Here is a 14,138-nt window from a genome sequence, read left to right on the forward strand (position 1 = left end):
AAAGATATAAAAACTAATCTAAAAATAATTATTTATATACCACAGGAATAATTTCACCTTTTGCTAAGCAATATTTTTCTACTAAATCAGAAGGAATTGTATTTGTATAATCTACTTCTTCTACACGGAAACCAATGGTTCTTAATTTGTCAAAATAATCTCTTCCATATACTCGAACGTGGTCGTATTGTCCAAATATTTTAGCACGCTCTTTTTGATCCGTAATTGTATCATCTGAAAAAGTAACGTCTCTATTTAAATCTTGAGGAATTTGAAAAATCCCCATTCCGCCAGGTTTCATTACTCTGTATAATTCTTGCATTGCTTTTGTGTCATCAGGAATGTGTTCTAAAACGTGATTACACAAAATAATGTCGTAAGCGCTATCCTGAAATGGTAAATTACAAATATCAGCTTTTACATCAGCCAATGGCGAAAGCAAATCGGTAGTTGTATATTCTAAATTTGTTTGTTTTTTAAAACGTTTATAAAATTCTTGTTCAGGTGCAAAATGTAAGACTTTTATTTTTTCAGTAGAAGTAAAAAAGTTAGTTTCATTTTGAAGATACAGCCATAACAAACGATGTCTCTCTAAAGATAAAGTACTTGGCGATAATACATTATTACGTTGTGTTCCGTAACCGTAAGGCAAAAACATACGAAAACTTTTTCCATCTATTGGATCTGTAAATTTATTTCCTTTTAAAAGAAATGCAATAATTGGTCGTGCCACAATACTTAATCTAATTAAGATAGGACGCGGAATGGTATTCAGTATAAATTTAAATATTTTTTTCATAATTGTTGTTTCACAAAGAAATTATGAACACAGATTTTCACAAATTTCACTGATTTGATTTTATAAAATTAAACGTTTATATTTTAAACTATCTTCACCAAAATTGGCTAAAATTCCAATCTTGTTTTTTGAAGCGGCAAGATAGTTTAAAACTTGTTTTGTTTCGCTACTTGTTAATTCTTGTATTGCTTTTAATTCTAATATGATTTCATCATAAACGGTAAAATCGGAATAATAATAACTTGACAATTGAATGCCTTTGTATTCAATATTGTATTGATGTTCTCTAATATATGGAATGTTATTTAATTTGAATTCAATTTCTAAAGCATCACCATAAACTTTTTCATTATGCCCTTTTCCTAAATATTTATGTACTTCCATACATAAACCAATTATTTTATAAGTTTCGTCTTTTAAATAAAATTCATTCATACAATTATTCTTAACCAAGATTAAATAAATTAACTCATAATTTTCTGTGCTAATCTGTGAAATCTGTGTTTTTTTTAAAATTATAAAACCAAAGGTTTCTCTCTCAACCCGTCTTCTTCATTACTTACTATCCCAAGTGCTTCATAAATGTAAGCGAATGTTGATAGTAATTCTGGTTTTCCGTTTACGATAGCGACATCGTGCTCAAAATGCGCCGAAGGTTTGTTGTCGGCTGTAGTGATTGTCCAGCCATCTTTATGTTGAACGATGTTTTTTGTTCCTAAATTTATCATTGGTTCAATAGCTATTACCATTCCGTTGACTAATTTTTTTCCATTTCCACGTTTTCCGTAATTAGCTACTTCTGGATCTTCGTGCATTTTTCTTCCTAAACCATGTCCGCATAATTCGCGAACTACACCATAACCATGACTTTCACAATACGTTTGAATAGCATATCCAATATCTTCCACACGATTGCCTACTTTCGTTTCTCTAATTCCAATGTATAACGATTCTTTGGTAATTTGTAATAGCTTTTTGGTTTCTTCAGCCACTTCTCCTACCTCAAAAGTATAGGCGTGGTCTCCGTAAAAACCATTTTTAAAACTTCCACAATCTACAGAAATAATATCACCGTCTTGTAAAGGAGTGTTGTTTGGAATACCGTGCACTACTTGCGTATTTGGACTCATACATAACGAATTAGGGAAACCGTACATACCTAAAAATGCTGGTTCTGCACCGTGGTCGCGAATAAATTGTTCGGCTAATTTATCTAAATATAGTGTGGTAACTCCGGGTTTAATTTCTTTCGCAATCATACCTAATGTTTTGGAAACAATTAGGGCACTTTCACGCATTAATTCTATTTCTTCTGCAGTTTTTATTATAATCATCTTCTTGATATTGAGACTGCAAAAGTAAAAAATTAATCCGGATTTGCTATTGTTTTAAACAAATCGGCATTGGAAACATAAAATCTATTTTCGATTGAAATTTTCGATAATTGTGCCAGAACTAAATTGTTTTCTCGTGTATTAATTAAAAACAAAGAACTTTCACCCATATTAAATAATCGTTCTTCGGAATTTAATAAAGTTGAATTGTCTTTTACTAAGTCCGTAATTAAATTTTCTTGTCTTTTTAAAGATTGAATTTCGGCTTTTTGCGATTCAATTTTGTTCATTAATTGTTCTTTTTCAAAACGTAATCCAAATTTTTCCGATTCAATTTTTTGCTTGGTCAATTTTAAGCTTCCGCGTTCTTTTCTAAGAAATAGAGGCAAAGCAAAATTTACTCCAAATTTATAATCCTGAAATCGGAATTCTTGAAATTGATTTGGGTTTGACAAATAATTATAGCCCACATCTACTGTTGGTAGTAATTGATTGGCTTTTAATTTTCTGTCCACTTCAAGCATATTAATTTTATAGTTAATCGCATTTATTTTTGGATGATTTTCTGTTTGAAAATTTATTAAGTTCAATTCGTTTGTATTCAAATACTCCTGAATATTTTTAAATAAATTTATTTCTGGATACAAAGTTTCTTCTAATTCAATTGGTACGGCATTGTTTGTCCACAAAAAATTAGATAATTCTAAACGCGCTTTCGTTAGTTTTAGTAGTGCATCTTCTTTGTTTAATCGTCTATTTTTTACGATAATATTTGCTTCTACACTGTCAATTGCAGCTTTATCGCCTTGTTCAATTAAGGTTTTAATACCGGTTAATCGTATTTCAGCATTTTTTAAATAGGTATGGTATAATGTAAATTCTTCATAATTTTTTTTCCAATTAAAATAGGAAATAGCTGCTTGGTGCAAAACCTGAATGGCTTGTAATTTTCTTTCAGCGACACTTAAATTAATATTTATTTTTGCTTTTCGTAAATCGGCCATTCGCTGATTTATTAAAAAACCTTGTAGTAGTGGAATTGAAATTCCAGCATAATTTAAGCCATCTGTTGGTGTGTTGTTTTGCGGATTTAAAAAAGAACCTCCGTTGCTTTCAAAACCGCCTTTAAATTCAATTCCGTACCAAGTTGGAATTTTAAATCCACCATTAAAAACGGAAAAATATTTTTTATCACCAAATTCTTTATTGTTAAAATCGGCTTCTAATTTTGGGTCAAATGCACCACGAGCCATTAATAAATTTGCTTGTGCTTGCGAAATTTCTAAATCGGCAATTTTAACAAGTGGGTGAAATTTTTTCACCATTCCTAAGTATTCGTTAAAGGACATTTCACTTGTTACTTGAGCACTTACAAAATTAACAGCGAAAAAGAATAATAAATAAAAGGTCTTCATTTTTGTGTTATTTTTCAGAAACATCTTTACTTTCTTCTTTAATTGTTTTGTAATAGTTTGGTGGAAACCCATTAAGAGTTCGCCATACTTCGAACCAAATTGGCACTTCATTTAATAATGCCATAGTTTGTGCTCCAGAACCTATGCTTAATTGTTTTGGCCATTTATGTTTGTCTTCTTCATCTGGTGCAATTAAAATTCGGTATTTTCCATTTTCAGAAATAAAATTTTCAATAGCAACGATTTTTCCTCCAAAAGTTCCGTAAGATAAATTTGGCCATCCTGAAAAGACAATAGTCGGCCATCCATCAAACCAAACTCGTACTTTTTCACCTTTTTGAATCAAAGGAAAATCATTTGGTGAAACATACGTTTCTACTGCAATATCATATTTTGCTGGCATTATACTCACAATCGGCGTTCCTTCTTTGATATTTTCACCTAATCCAGATTTTAATGCACGGTTTACGTAACCATTTTGTGGTGCGGTTATGTAATACATTCCATTTCTTATTTTGTAATTTTGATATTGGTTTTCCAATTTGTTTACTTGCGCTTTTGTATCGTATTTATTACTTTGTGCTGTATATTGATCACTTTGTGCTTTTGAGAATTTCTCAGAATACTCGGCATTAATTCGACTAATTTCTACTCGTGCGTTTATCAATTCGTTTTCGCTGCTTAATAGTTTATTTTCTTGTGTGATGATTTTTGCCTCTATCTCTTGAAGTTTTAATCGTTTTTCTTCTACATCGGTTAGCGGTTTTAACCCTTCTTTATTTAGTTGAACGGCACGTTTAAATTGTGTATTTGCAATTTTTATCTGAGTTTTTATAGCCTCTAAATCCATACTATCGCTTTTTATTTTAAGAATAGCTTGTTTTATTTTGTTTTTGGCCTGTTTTGATTTTAAGTTTCTTTCATTATTTATTGCATCCATTTGTGAGCCTAAAGCACCGACTTTTCCTTCGTATGAAGCTACAGCATCAACTTTAGCGTCTCTTTGATTTTTTGTATTTTCTACCAAATTTGGATCTAAATAATCCTCTTTTATTTCCGAAATAAATAAAATAGTATCACCTTTTTCAACATAATCACCTTCATTAACATACCATTTTTCAATTCTTCCTGATATTAATGATTGAATGGTTTGTGGACGTTGATTAGGTTTTAAGGTAGTTACAGCACCAGAACCCGATATGTTTTGTGTCCAAGGTAAGAATATAGTAATTACACATACAACTGAAAAAATAGCCAATATTTTATTCAGTATTTTATAATGTTTTGGATTATTAAGTTGTTGTACGGCACTATGCTTTTCGAGATTAGAAGTTGGAATGCTGTTTTTATTTGAAATATTTAGCATAATTATATTTTTTTGATATCGTTACTAATTTTACCTTCATTTAACGTGATAACTCGGCTACATTTTTCTTTAAAATGTTCATTTTTAGAAACAGCTATTATGGTCCATTTTTGATCTTTATGTAACAAGAAATCAATTATTTTTTTAGCGGTTTCCGAATCGGTTTTGTCTAATGCATTTTCAAAAAATAAAATTCTTGGTTCATTAATAATACTTCTTGCAATTAATATTTTTTGCATATTCGACGACGAAAGTTGTTTACCATCTGAAGTTATTGGTGTTTGTAAACCTAAAGGCAATGTTTTGATAAATGAGGTTAAATCTACACCATCTAAAGCCCATTTTAATTTATTGTTTTCTATTTTTTGGTTAAATGTAATGTTGTCTAAAATTGTACCTTCAAATAGCGATTCGCCATATAAAATGCTACCAAAATGTTTGCGATAATCGTTTATATTTACCTTGTTGTACGTGTCGTCATTAATAATAAAATGACCTTTTGTTGGTTGTAACAAACCACTCAATAATCGGATTAAAGTTGTTTTTCCAGAACCGTTTTCTCCTTCAATTATTATCTTTTCTCCTTGATTAATTTCTAAATCAATATTTTCTAACACATTTTCATTTTCAAACTCAAATTTAAAATCTACATTTTCTAAAGTAATAGATAAATTAGAAAAACAAGAATTATTTTCAATTGCTGTTTCACCATTTTGTTCTAATTCTAAATCGGTAATTTGTCCAATTTTTTCTACAGAAGTAAGCACATCGTAAAACGTTTCTAGTCCTAAAATTATTTTTTCAACCGAATTAATTACCAATAAAATAATAATTTCAGCAGCCACAAACTGTCCAATATTCATTTGCTGATTGATTACTAAAAAGCCACCAATAAGAAGTAAACTCGAAGTAATTAATGCTTTAAATATTAATAATTGCGAAAACTGTCTTTTTATAACACTAAAATGTTTTTCTCTGTAACTTAAATATTTAGTTACCAAACTATTGTTTTTTTCTAAAGCAAACTCAAGATGATTTGGATTTTTAAAACTAAAATTATTTTTTGCTAATTCTAATAACCAATTGGCTACTTTGTATTTCGATTTGGATTCTTTTAAACTACTTTGTAAACCCGCTTGATATGAAAATTTGAAAATTAAGTACAATAATATAGCCAGAAAAATTCCAAATAAAATAAAAAATGGGTGGTATAAAGAAAGTAAAATGATTCCAAAAAATATTTGTAAAAATGCGGAAGAAAAATCAATTAATAATTTAGAAGTTCCTTTTTGTATAGAAATAGTATCAAAAAATCGATTTGCTAATTCAGATGTTTGCGAATTGTGAATTTCATTAAATTTTAACTTCGGAATTCTGTATGCAAATTCAAACGAAGAGCGTATGAAGATTTTTTGTTGTAAATTTTCTGAAATACGTAGTTGCATTAAGGATAAAATTCCCGCAAAAATTACCCCAATTACCACCAAAACAACTAAAACAATCCAAGACACACTAATTCTTCCTGCTTGAATGAAATTAATTATTGCCTGAATACCAAGTGGTAAGGATAAACTTATCAACCCTGAAAAAATGGCGTATGAAAATATTTGTACAATATCTTTTTTGTCTAATCTTAAAAGATTAAAGTATCTTTTTAATGGTGTTAAATTTTTCATCTTAATAGGTTTTCAATTAAATGTATATAAAAATCAGATGGGTTTACGTTATCAGTACAATTTGTAATTGTTTTTAAATGGTTTTTTAGAAAATGCTGATGTAAAGACCCTTCGATTATTGAGGAAACCAAGCTTTTTGCAAAAGGGTAGTCAGGATTAATATCCAATATCATTTTTTCTATTCTGTAATTTACTTGTTTGTAGATTAAGAAAAAACCTTCTTTGTTTTCTTCGTCAACTTGTTTACTGTGAAAGGTTTTAGTAAATTCTTCAATAATAATTTTATTTAATATTGCCTCGTTTATATGCTCTGTTTTGCTATCATCTTCTATTGTCTCGGTAACAATTAGTATGGCTTTTTTAAGTTTTTCAAATTTATCATTGATATTATTTGTTGAAAATACTAAACGGTATTCAATCCAAGCCCAATACCAAGATGATAAATACACCAATAATTTATGTTTATTTTCAAAATATCGGTAAATAGAACTTTCGTTCGAACCAATTTTTTCACCCAACTTTTTAAATGTAAATTCTTCAAAACCAATTTCGTCTATAAGTAAAATACTATTCTGGATAATTTTTTTCCCTAAATCAGACGTTTCAGGATCTTTTACGTATGTTTTCGGGTTGACTTGTATTTTAATATTTGCTAATAAATCTTGCATAATTTAATAATTTAAAATGCAAATATAATAGTAATACTATTATAGTATAATAGTTTAACTATAATTTAAGAAATTTTCATAAAAAAACCATCGTTAAGATGGTTAATTATTGAAGTTCAAAAAGATTACTCTTTCTTTAATTCTAATTTTTCGGCAAAGTAATCACAAAAATCGGTCATTGCACCCGCCATTTTTTCATCGCCCGTAGCGCGTTGAAACGTATCCGTCATAGCTACTAAAGTTTGATGAAAAAATATTTTCATTTCATCTACAGGCATATCTTTTGTCCATAAATCAATACGAAGGGTTTCTTTTGCTTTGGCATCCCAAATGGATAATAAAACCGTTTTGGCTTCTTCGTTATTTACGCCACCATCTTGGGCTGTCCAAGTTAATTTTTCGGGTACATTATTTTCGTCTAATGCTATGTTTACTTTAATTTCTGATGTTTTGCTCATTTTTATTAGGTAAAAGGTTTTGGGTAAAATAGTAATTAACTAATTACTGTTTTTTTGGTTTGTATTTCGATTTGTTAAAAATAACGGTTGGTTCTGTTTTTAATAGTTGGTCTAAGGATACATCATTATTTTCCATATAGCTTTTTACAATTTGCCAACCCAACCATTGTCCAATTCTCCCTGGCGATTCTCTATCAATTTCCAAATAGAATTTAGTAAAAGGTCCGTCTTCGATAAAACGTTGATAATTTTTTATATTGTTATCGTACAGTAATTTTTCGTCAACTAAATAACTCCACATTTGAAATTCGTTTTCGATACAGAATTTTTCTTGTATTGCTGTATATCCAATTTTTTGATAATTTGGCGTTTCAGGAAGTAAAAGATCTTTTAAATAATGCAATTTTCCATAGTAAATCATTTCACTAATTAATGTTTTATCTTGAGAAGGCATTATTTTTCTAAAAGCAAAATTAGTTACTAAATCCGGTAATATTTGGTGAGGCTCTAAGTTGGCTTTTTGATATTCAGCAAAAGGTTCATAAAATTTATGATTTTTTCCTAAATAGGTATCTAACGAAATTAAAATTAAATCATTCGTGTAAAACGCTTTTTTATCAATTAAGACTTCATTAACTAAAGTAATAACTCTTGGTGTTTTTTCTTCAGGAAAATAATGTTTAATGCGTGAAACTAACATTTCTAAATCGTCTTCAAATTTCGATTTATCTGGAAATTGTTTCGTAACTTCTACATTTAATTCTTTAAAAATAGGATCGTTTAATTTGGCATACCAAATTGAATCTGGAAATTGCGTTGGAAATAAAAACGGATATTGATTTTTTAATTCAGGTAATGTTTTTGTAGTGGCTGCGGCATATAATTTATCGAATCGTTCGATATTTAAATCTACCGATTTTTTAATGTCTACTTTTTCAATAGCATCATTTTTTTTACACTGAATGAAGCAAAAAAATGAAATTAGCAAGAATATTAATTTTTTCATCGTATGAAATTTACTATTTTTATCAAAAATTATTGAACTGCAAATATATAATTATATACCTATATTATTTACTAAAATTATGTCAAATAACACAACGTTGCATTTAGAAGGAATTCAAACCCATATTGTCAATTGGTTAAAAACCTATGCTACAAATTCAGGTGTAAAAGGTTTTGTAATTGGAATTTCTGGAGGAATAGATAGCGCCTTAACCTCAACATTATGCGCACAAACGGGTTTTCCTGTTTTGTGTGTGGAAATGCCAATTCATCAAGCAGAAAGTCACGTAAATAGAGCCAACGAACATATTCATCAATTAAAATCGCGTTTTCCGAAAGTGTTTTCCGAAAGGGTGGATTTGACACCTAGTTTTGAAACGTTTAAAAATAGCGTGCCAACTTGCGAAAATGAAGCTGTGTTGTCATTAACTTTAGCCAATACCAGAGCGCGTTTACGAATGACAACTTTGTATTATTTGGCAGGAATTCACGGTTTTTTAGTGGCAGGAACCGGAAATAAAGTAGAAGATTTTGGTGTAGGATTTTACACAAAATATGGTGATGGAGGTGTAGATATAAGTCCGATTGCTGATTTAATGAAAAGCGAAGTCCGACAATTAGCTAAATTTGTGGGTGTGCCTGAAAGTATTATTGCAGCTAAACCAACGGATGGACTTTTCGGTGATGATAGAAGTGATGAAGATCAATTAGGCGCTACTTATGACGAGTTAGAGTGGGCGATGGAAGCAATGGAAAAAGGCGAAAAAGCCACTAGTTTTGTTGGCAGACAAGCGGAAGTATTTAAAATTTACCAACGATTAAATACTATAAATCAACATAAGATGCAACCCATTCCGGTTTGTGAAATTCCTAAATCATTAAGGAGTTAAAAATAGAAGAATTAAAATCGGACTAAAACCCGACCTAAATTTTTTGCGATTACAGAAGTTAACGATAAGTAATCTTTAATAGTTGAGAGAATTTCTGAGTTATCAATGGTAACATCAGAAGTTATGTTGTTTTTATTTTCTTCAATAATACTGTTTAGCAAATACCATCTGTAAGATAAAATGGTTTCGTTAACACTTTGTGCTAAATTTACATTTTTGTCTTCTACTACAATTTTTCTACTTTCCCATTTGTGTAAAATATCTCGTTCTTCAAGCATTAAAATAGACGTGATTTTATTGGCTATTTCTGGCGAAGTTTGCGAAATATATTTGTCAATTTCAAATTCGATATTTTGATTGTAGTAATTGATTATGTCTGAGTAAATGGTTTTAAACATTGGATTTGACAATTCAATTTCATCTTCTTGAAGTGCCAAATATATTTTTTCGTATACTTTATACGTGTTGGTTTCTTTTACTTCTACAATGTTTCCTGCTTCATCTTTTGATAAAAATGTTTCTGTAAAATCTTCTGTTTTAGAACCGTTAATTAATAATATTTCAATAATTTTTTGTTCTAATTCGTATAAAATATTAATCTTTTCTGGTTGTAACTGTTCATTGTTTTTATGAACTTCAAATGCTTTTTTCTCTTCGGTATATTTTTTATTGGCTTCAGAAATATCTTTCTTGAGCATTTGGGCTAACGTATTATACAATACGTCTTCCGAAATATCCATAATGCGCGAACATTCTTTTATATAGACTTCGCGTTTAATTTGGTCAGAAATTTTAGAAATACTTTGTACCATATCTCTAATTAATTCTGCTTTTTTTATGGGGTCGTTATTGGCTTCTTTAACTAATAAATCGGCTTTAAACTGAATAAAATCTTTCGAATTTTCGTCTAAATATTGTTTTAAAACCTCGTATGAATTGTTTTTGGCAAAACTATCTGGATCTTCTCCATCAGGAAAACTACAAACTTTTACGTTCATTCCAGCTTCCAGAATTAAATCAATTCCACGGATAGAAGCGCGTAAACCTGCAGCATCACCATCAAAAAGGACGGTAATATTATTGGTTAATCGGTTTACTAAACGAATTTGATCCGGTGTTAATGCCGTTCCAGAAGAAGCAACAACATTTTCAATCCCACTTTGATTGAATTGAATTACATCGGTATACCCTTCAACCAAATAGCAATTATCTTGTTTGGCAATAGCTTGCTTGGCTTGAAAAATTCCGTATAAAACTTTACTTTTATGATAGATTTCGCTTTCCGGTGAATTTAAATATTTGGCTGCTTTTTTATCGTTAGTTAAAATTCTACCGCCAAACCCTAAAACGCGGCCACTCATACTTTGGATAGGAAACATTACTCGACCTTTAAATCGGTCAAATGTTTTTTCATCTTCTTGTTTTACGATGGTTAATCCGGTTTTTTCTAAATATTCTAATTTGTATGCTTTTCCTAAGGCTTCTTTGGTAAACGCATCCCAAATATCAGGCGAGTATCCCAATTGAAATTTCTCGATAGTCTCTTTTGTAAATCCACGTTCTTTAAAATAAGACAAACCAATTGCTTGACCTTCATCGGTATTGAGCATCGTTTTATGGAAATAATCTCGAGCAAATTCTGAGACCAAATACATACTTTCTTTTTCGTTTGCTTGTTCTATATCTTCATTAGAAACAATGGTTTCTTCTACTTCAATTCCGTATTTGTTGGCTAAATATTTTATAGCTTCAGGATACGTAAAATGTTCGTGTTCCATTAAGAAAGTAACCGAATTTCCGCCTTTTCCAGAACTAAAATCTTTCCAAATTTGCTTCACTGGCGACACCATAAACGAAGGCGATTTTTCGTTCACAAACGGCGAAAGTCCTTTCATATTACTTCCGGAACGTTTGAGTTGTACGAAATCGCCAATGACTTCCTCTACACGAGCTTGGTCAAATACTTTTTCTATGGTTTCTTTAGATATCAATGTAACAAATTTGTTTTAGCTTGTAAAAATACAATAATTAAAATCATAAAAAAAACCTACAAGAAATTTCCTTGTAGGTTTTGAAAAAAGCACTTTTATAACTCAAATGTTATGCTTTTTTTAATTCCAATCAAAACGAATACCTAATGAAATGTTGTTTTGATCTACTGGATTGTTTTTAAAAATTGGGTTTAAATCGTATTTTAAATATAAAGAAGTAGCTCTGTAACCAATGTAAGTACTTACACCATATGTAAAATCGTTTACATTGAAATCGCCTTTTTGTTTTTCTTTAAATTTATAACCATTTTGTTCGTATTCTATAAATTGTTTTGAGTTGGTATTTACTCCTACAAAACCACCTATTCCAAAACGTGCTCCAGTATGCGATTTGAATACTTTTTTGTCATCCACCATTTTTGTTTTTGAAAAATCAAATTCTAAATGCATTGGTACTACAAAATATACGTTTTTAAAATACGTTCTTTTGGCTTTTGTTTCCACACCAGCATCTACTAAAACAGTTTGATTATTAATATCTGCAAACACTCTATTGTCTGTGGCGTGTAGTTGGTTGTACATAAATCCAGCACCGTATTTTAAATGCAATAAATTACTGTTGTTTGATAAACGTGTTTTCCAAGTTACACCCCATTCGAAAAATACAGAACGAGCATAACCAAATTGAGAATTGGCTACCATATTATTGGTAACTAAGTTGTTATAACCTGTAGCAAGAACAAACTGACTTGTGGTTCTATTTTCAGACTTATTTTTGTCGTAGTTTTTATATTTTAAACCACCTGGAATTGAAAAACTATTTTTTTTCAAGCTGTCATTTGGTTCTTCTATAGTTACATTTTCATTCACTAAATCTAATAATGCTTTTTCTTGTGCAGCAATTTTCGTTTCAATGTTTTTAGCTCTTTCTTCTGCAATTTTTGCTTTTGAAGTTTTTGCTTCTTCTTTAGTCATTTTACCTAATTCTACTGCTTTGTCCAGGGCTTCTACTTCAGCTTTTAAGGCACTTTTTTCTTCTTCAGCAATAGTTTTTATTTGAACAGCAATTTCTTTTGCTTTTTGTTCAAATGTTTTTTCCTGGGCGCACACTTTATTTACCAATGTTAGTAATGCGATACTGATGTACAAAATAATTTTTTGCATAATTTAGGGGGTTTTAAAAGTTAGTTTTTATTTTAAATTTGTTGTATTCGAGTCCTCAGACAACTTTAGTTGGGGATTTATTTGGCTGAGGTTCTCAAAGTCTAATTGTAATTTCTATTTACAAATACGGATTTCGCTTGTTTTAATTTTGTGATGGTTTTTTCTTTAAAGGTTTGATCCAATTCTGATTCTACAGCTTGTAATAACTCGTTTGGATTTACTCGTAAACTTGACTTAAATGAAACCGTATTGCTAGGTTTCTTTTCTCCTTGCACTTCTGCTAATAATGTTTCTGCTGTGGGGTAATTATAAGTCGGCTCTTTAATTTCTTGTTTGATTCCTTCTTTTTTAATTTCGTTTGCAGTAATGACTTCCTCTTGTTTTAAAAGTGCCATTTCATAAACCTCTAATTTAGAATTTTCATTTTGAGCGGTATAGATAGTCGTACTTTTTTTCGATTCGGAAGTAGTACTTATTGTTGGGTTATTAGCCAATTCATTTTCAAATGAAACACTACTTTCTTTCATACTTTGTTTTTGCGTTTCTGTTTCTGAATTTGTTTTAGATGTAACAATTTCTTCAGTTGACGGCATCAATTTAGTTTTCTCGTTTTGTTGAAAGAAAACATATCCTACACCAGTAAATAAAAGAAATGTAGCTGCTATACTTAACCAAAAAAAGATTTTAGGTTGTTTTTTTTCTTCTGCAAGAGTCAACATCGCGTCTAATTTGTTCCAAGCCGTTTCGGATGGTTCAATTGTACGAAAATTGAATTTTTCTTGTATGTTTTTATTAAAATTATCTTGTTCCATTTTCTTTATTTTTTAATATTGTAATTTGAGATTGCAACATTTTTTTTGCGTGTGATAATTGCGATTTTGATGTGCCTTCTGAAATATGTAATAATTTGGCAATTTCATTGTGTTTGTATCCTTCAATCACAAATAAATTAAACACCATTTTATAACCATCAGGCAAATTGTCTATTAAAAATTGAATATCATCTACAGAAAAATCACCTTCCATTTCGTAGTTATCTTCTGCTTCAGCACATACTACATCTTCAATGTTTTTATGATTAAAACTGTTTTTCTTTACTCGTAAATAATCGATACATTCATGAATCATGATACGTTTTATCCAACCTTCAAAACTGCCTTTGTGTTCAAATTTCTTCAAACTGGTAAACATTTTCATAAAACCCGTAATCATTACATCTTCTGCATGATGCGTGTCTTTTATATACTGTCTGCAAGTACTCAACATTTTAGAAGCATATTTGGTGTACAACAAATGTTGTGCTTGGCGATTATTAGCAATCGCTTCACAGATTAGTTGTGCTTCTTCTTTATGCAATGCGATTACTTTCATA

14 protein-coding genes are annotated in these 14,138 nt (G+C 30.0%); 1 reads left to right on the forward strand and 13 read right to left on the reverse strand.

Annotated elements, in window-relative coordinates; translation table 11 throughout:
• Positions 1-28: 28 nt before the first annotated feature.
• The 9 genes from KA468_RS01720 to gldB form a co-directional block, all read right to left on the reverse strand.
• Positions 29-799, reverse strand: coding sequence for a class I SAM-dependent methyltransferase (locus KA468_RS01720; RefSeq protein ID WP_291241224.1), 771 nt, complete (start codon positions 797-799; stop codon positions 29-31).
• A 60-nt stretch (positions 800-859) separates the two neighbouring features.
• Positions 860-1,234 carry a GxxExxY protein gene (locus tag KA468_RS01725; RefSeq protein ID WP_291241225.1) on the reverse strand — a complete coding sequence of 125 codons (375 nt, stop codon included), beginning with the start codon at positions 1,232-1,234 and terminating at the stop codon, positions 860-862.
• An 80-nt stretch (positions 1,235-1,314) separates the two neighbouring features.
• Positions 1,315-2,133: a type I methionyl aminopeptidase gene (map, locus tag KA468_RS01730; protein ID WP_291241226.1), complete on the reverse strand. Its 819-nt coding sequence runs from the start codon at positions 2,131-2,133 to the stop codon at positions 1,315-1,317.
• Between the two features lie 32 nt (positions 2,134-2,165).
• Positions 2,166-3,548 carry a TolC family protein gene (locus tag KA468_RS01735; RefSeq protein ID WP_291241227.1) on the reverse strand — a complete coding sequence of 461 codons (1,383 nt, stop codon included), beginning with the start codon at positions 3,546-3,548 and terminating at the stop codon, positions 2,166-2,168.
• 7 nt (positions 3,549-3,555) lie between these two features.
• Complete coding sequence (locus tag KA468_RS01740) at positions 3,556-4,914, reverse strand: biotin/lipoyl-binding protein (protein WP_291241228.1); 1,359 nt, start codon at positions 4,912-4,914, stop codon at positions 3,556-3,558.
• Positions 4,915-4,916: 2 nt separating this feature from the next.
• Positions 4,917-6,590: an ATP-binding cassette domain-containing protein gene (locus KA468_RS01745; protein WP_291241229.1), complete on the reverse strand. Its 1,674-nt coding sequence runs from the start codon at positions 6,588-6,590 to the stop codon at positions 4,917-4,919.
• Positions 6,587-7,258 carry a TetR/AcrR family transcriptional regulator gene (locus KA468_RS01750; RefSeq protein ID WP_291241230.1) on the reverse strand — a complete coding sequence of 224 codons (672 nt, stop codon included), beginning with the start codon at positions 7,256-7,258 and terminating at the stop codon, positions 6,587-6,589. The genes KA468_RS01745 and KA468_RS01750 overlap by 4 nt, the downstream gene beginning before the upstream one ends.
• Before the next feature lie 125 nt (positions 7,259-7,383).
• Positions 7,384-7,716 (reverse strand): gliding motility protein GldC, encoded by a 333-nt coding sequence (gene gldC / locus KA468_RS01755; protein WP_291241231.1) that lies wholly within the window; start codon positions 7,714-7,716, stop codon positions 7,384-7,386.
• 43 nt (positions 7,717-7,759) lie between these two features.
• A complete protein-coding gene (gene gldB / locus KA468_RS01760) occupies positions 7,760-8,722 on the reverse strand; it encodes a gliding motility lipoprotein GldB (protein WP_291241232.1) in 963 nt (320 codons plus the stop codon).
• A 79-nt stretch (positions 8,723-8,801) separates the two neighbouring features.
• Between gldB and nadE the strand changes: the two genes are divergently transcribed.
• Positions 8,802-9,611 (forward strand): NAD(+) synthase, encoded by an 810-nt coding sequence (gene nadE, locus KA468_RS01765; RefSeq protein ID WP_291241233.1) that lies wholly within the window; start codon positions 8,802-8,804, stop codon positions 9,609-9,611.
• Between the two features lie 11 nt (positions 9,612-9,622).
• Here nadE and dnaG read toward each other — a convergent pair whose 3' ends face one another.
• From dnaG to KA468_RS01785, 4 genes are all read right to left on the reverse strand, one after another.
• Positions 9,623-11,602, reverse strand: a complete 1,980-nt coding sequence (gene dnaG, locus KA468_RS01770) for a DNA primase (protein ID WP_291241234.1) — start codon at positions 11,600-11,602, stop codon at positions 9,623-9,625.
• A 120-nt stretch (positions 11,603-11,722) separates the two neighbouring features.
• Entirely contained in the window at positions 11,723-12,766 is a 1,044-nt protein-coding gene (locus KA468_RS01775) for a cell envelope integrity protein TolA (RefSeq protein ID WP_291241235.1), read from the reverse strand.
• Between the two features lie 101 nt (positions 12,767-12,867).
• A complete protein-coding gene (locus KA468_RS01780; RefSeq protein ID WP_291241236.1) occupies positions 12,868-13,578 on the reverse strand; it encodes a hypothetical protein in 711 nt (236 codons plus the stop codon).
• On the reverse strand, positions 13,565-14,137 hold the full coding sequence (locus KA468_RS01785) for a sigma-70 family RNA polymerase sigma factor (RefSeq protein WP_291241237.1): 573 nt from the start codon (positions 14,135-14,137) through the stop codon (positions 13,565-13,567). Before KA468_RS01785 ends, KA468_RS01780 begins: the two co-directional genes overlap by 14 nt.
• Position 14,138: the final 1 nt, after the last annotated feature.

Source organism: Flavobacterium sp. (assembly GCF_017985075.1).
Taxonomy (GTDB): Bacteria; Bacteroidota; Bacteroidia; order Flavobacteriales; family Flavobacteriaceae; genus Flavobacterium.

Excerpts from the sequence above, each read along its gene's own strand:
- KA468_RS01745 (WP_291241229.1), bottom strand. The coding sequence starts at position 6,590 with ATGAAAAATTTAACACCATTAAAAAGATACTTTAATCTTTTAAGATTA.
- KA468_RS01720 (WP_291241224.1), bottom strand. The coding sequence starts at position 799 with ATGAAAAAAATATTTAAATTTATACTGAATACCATTCCGCGTCCTATC.
- KA468_RS01785 (WP_291241237.1), bottom strand. The coding sequence starts at position 14,137 with ATGAAAGTAATCGCATTGCATAAAGAAGAAGCACAACTAATCTGTGAA.
- gldC (WP_291241231.1), bottom strand. The coding sequence starts at position 7,716 with ATGAGCAAAACATCAGAAATTAAAGTAAACATAGCATTAGACGAAAAT.
- KA468_RS01735 (WP_291241227.1), bottom strand. The coding sequence starts at position 3,548 with ATGAAGACCTTTTATTTATTATTCTTTTTCGCTGTTAATTTTGTAAGT.
- KA468_RS01725 (WP_291241225.1), bottom strand. The coding sequence starts at position 1,234 with ATGAATGAATTTTATTTAAAAGACGAAACTTATAAAATAATTGGTTTA.
- KA468_RS01775 (WP_291241235.1), bottom strand. The coding sequence starts at position 12,766 with ATGCAAAAAATTATTTTGTACATCAGTATCGCATTACTAACATTGGTA.
- KA468_RS01780 (WP_291241236.1), bottom strand. The coding sequence starts at position 13,578 with ATGGAACAAGATAATTTTAATAAAAACATACAAGAAAAATTCAATTTT.
- map (WP_291241226.1), bottom strand. The coding sequence starts at position 2,133 with ATGATTATAATAAAAACTGCAGAAGAAATAGAATTAATGCGTGAAAGT.
- gldB (WP_291241232.1), bottom strand. The coding sequence starts at position 8,722 with ATGAAAAAATTAATATTCTTGCTAATTTCATTTTTTTGCTTCATTCAG.
- KA468_RS01750 (WP_291241230.1), bottom strand. The coding sequence starts at position 7,258 with ATGCAAGATTTATTAGCAAATATTAAAATACAAGTCAACCCGAAAACA.
- KA468_RS01740 (WP_291241228.1), bottom strand. The coding sequence starts at position 4,914 with ATGCTAAATATTTCAAATAAAAACAGCATTCCAACTTCTAATCTCGAA.
- nadE (WP_291241233.1), top strand. The coding sequence starts at position 8,802 with ATGTCAAATAACACAACGTTGCATTTAGAAGGAATTCAAACCCATATT.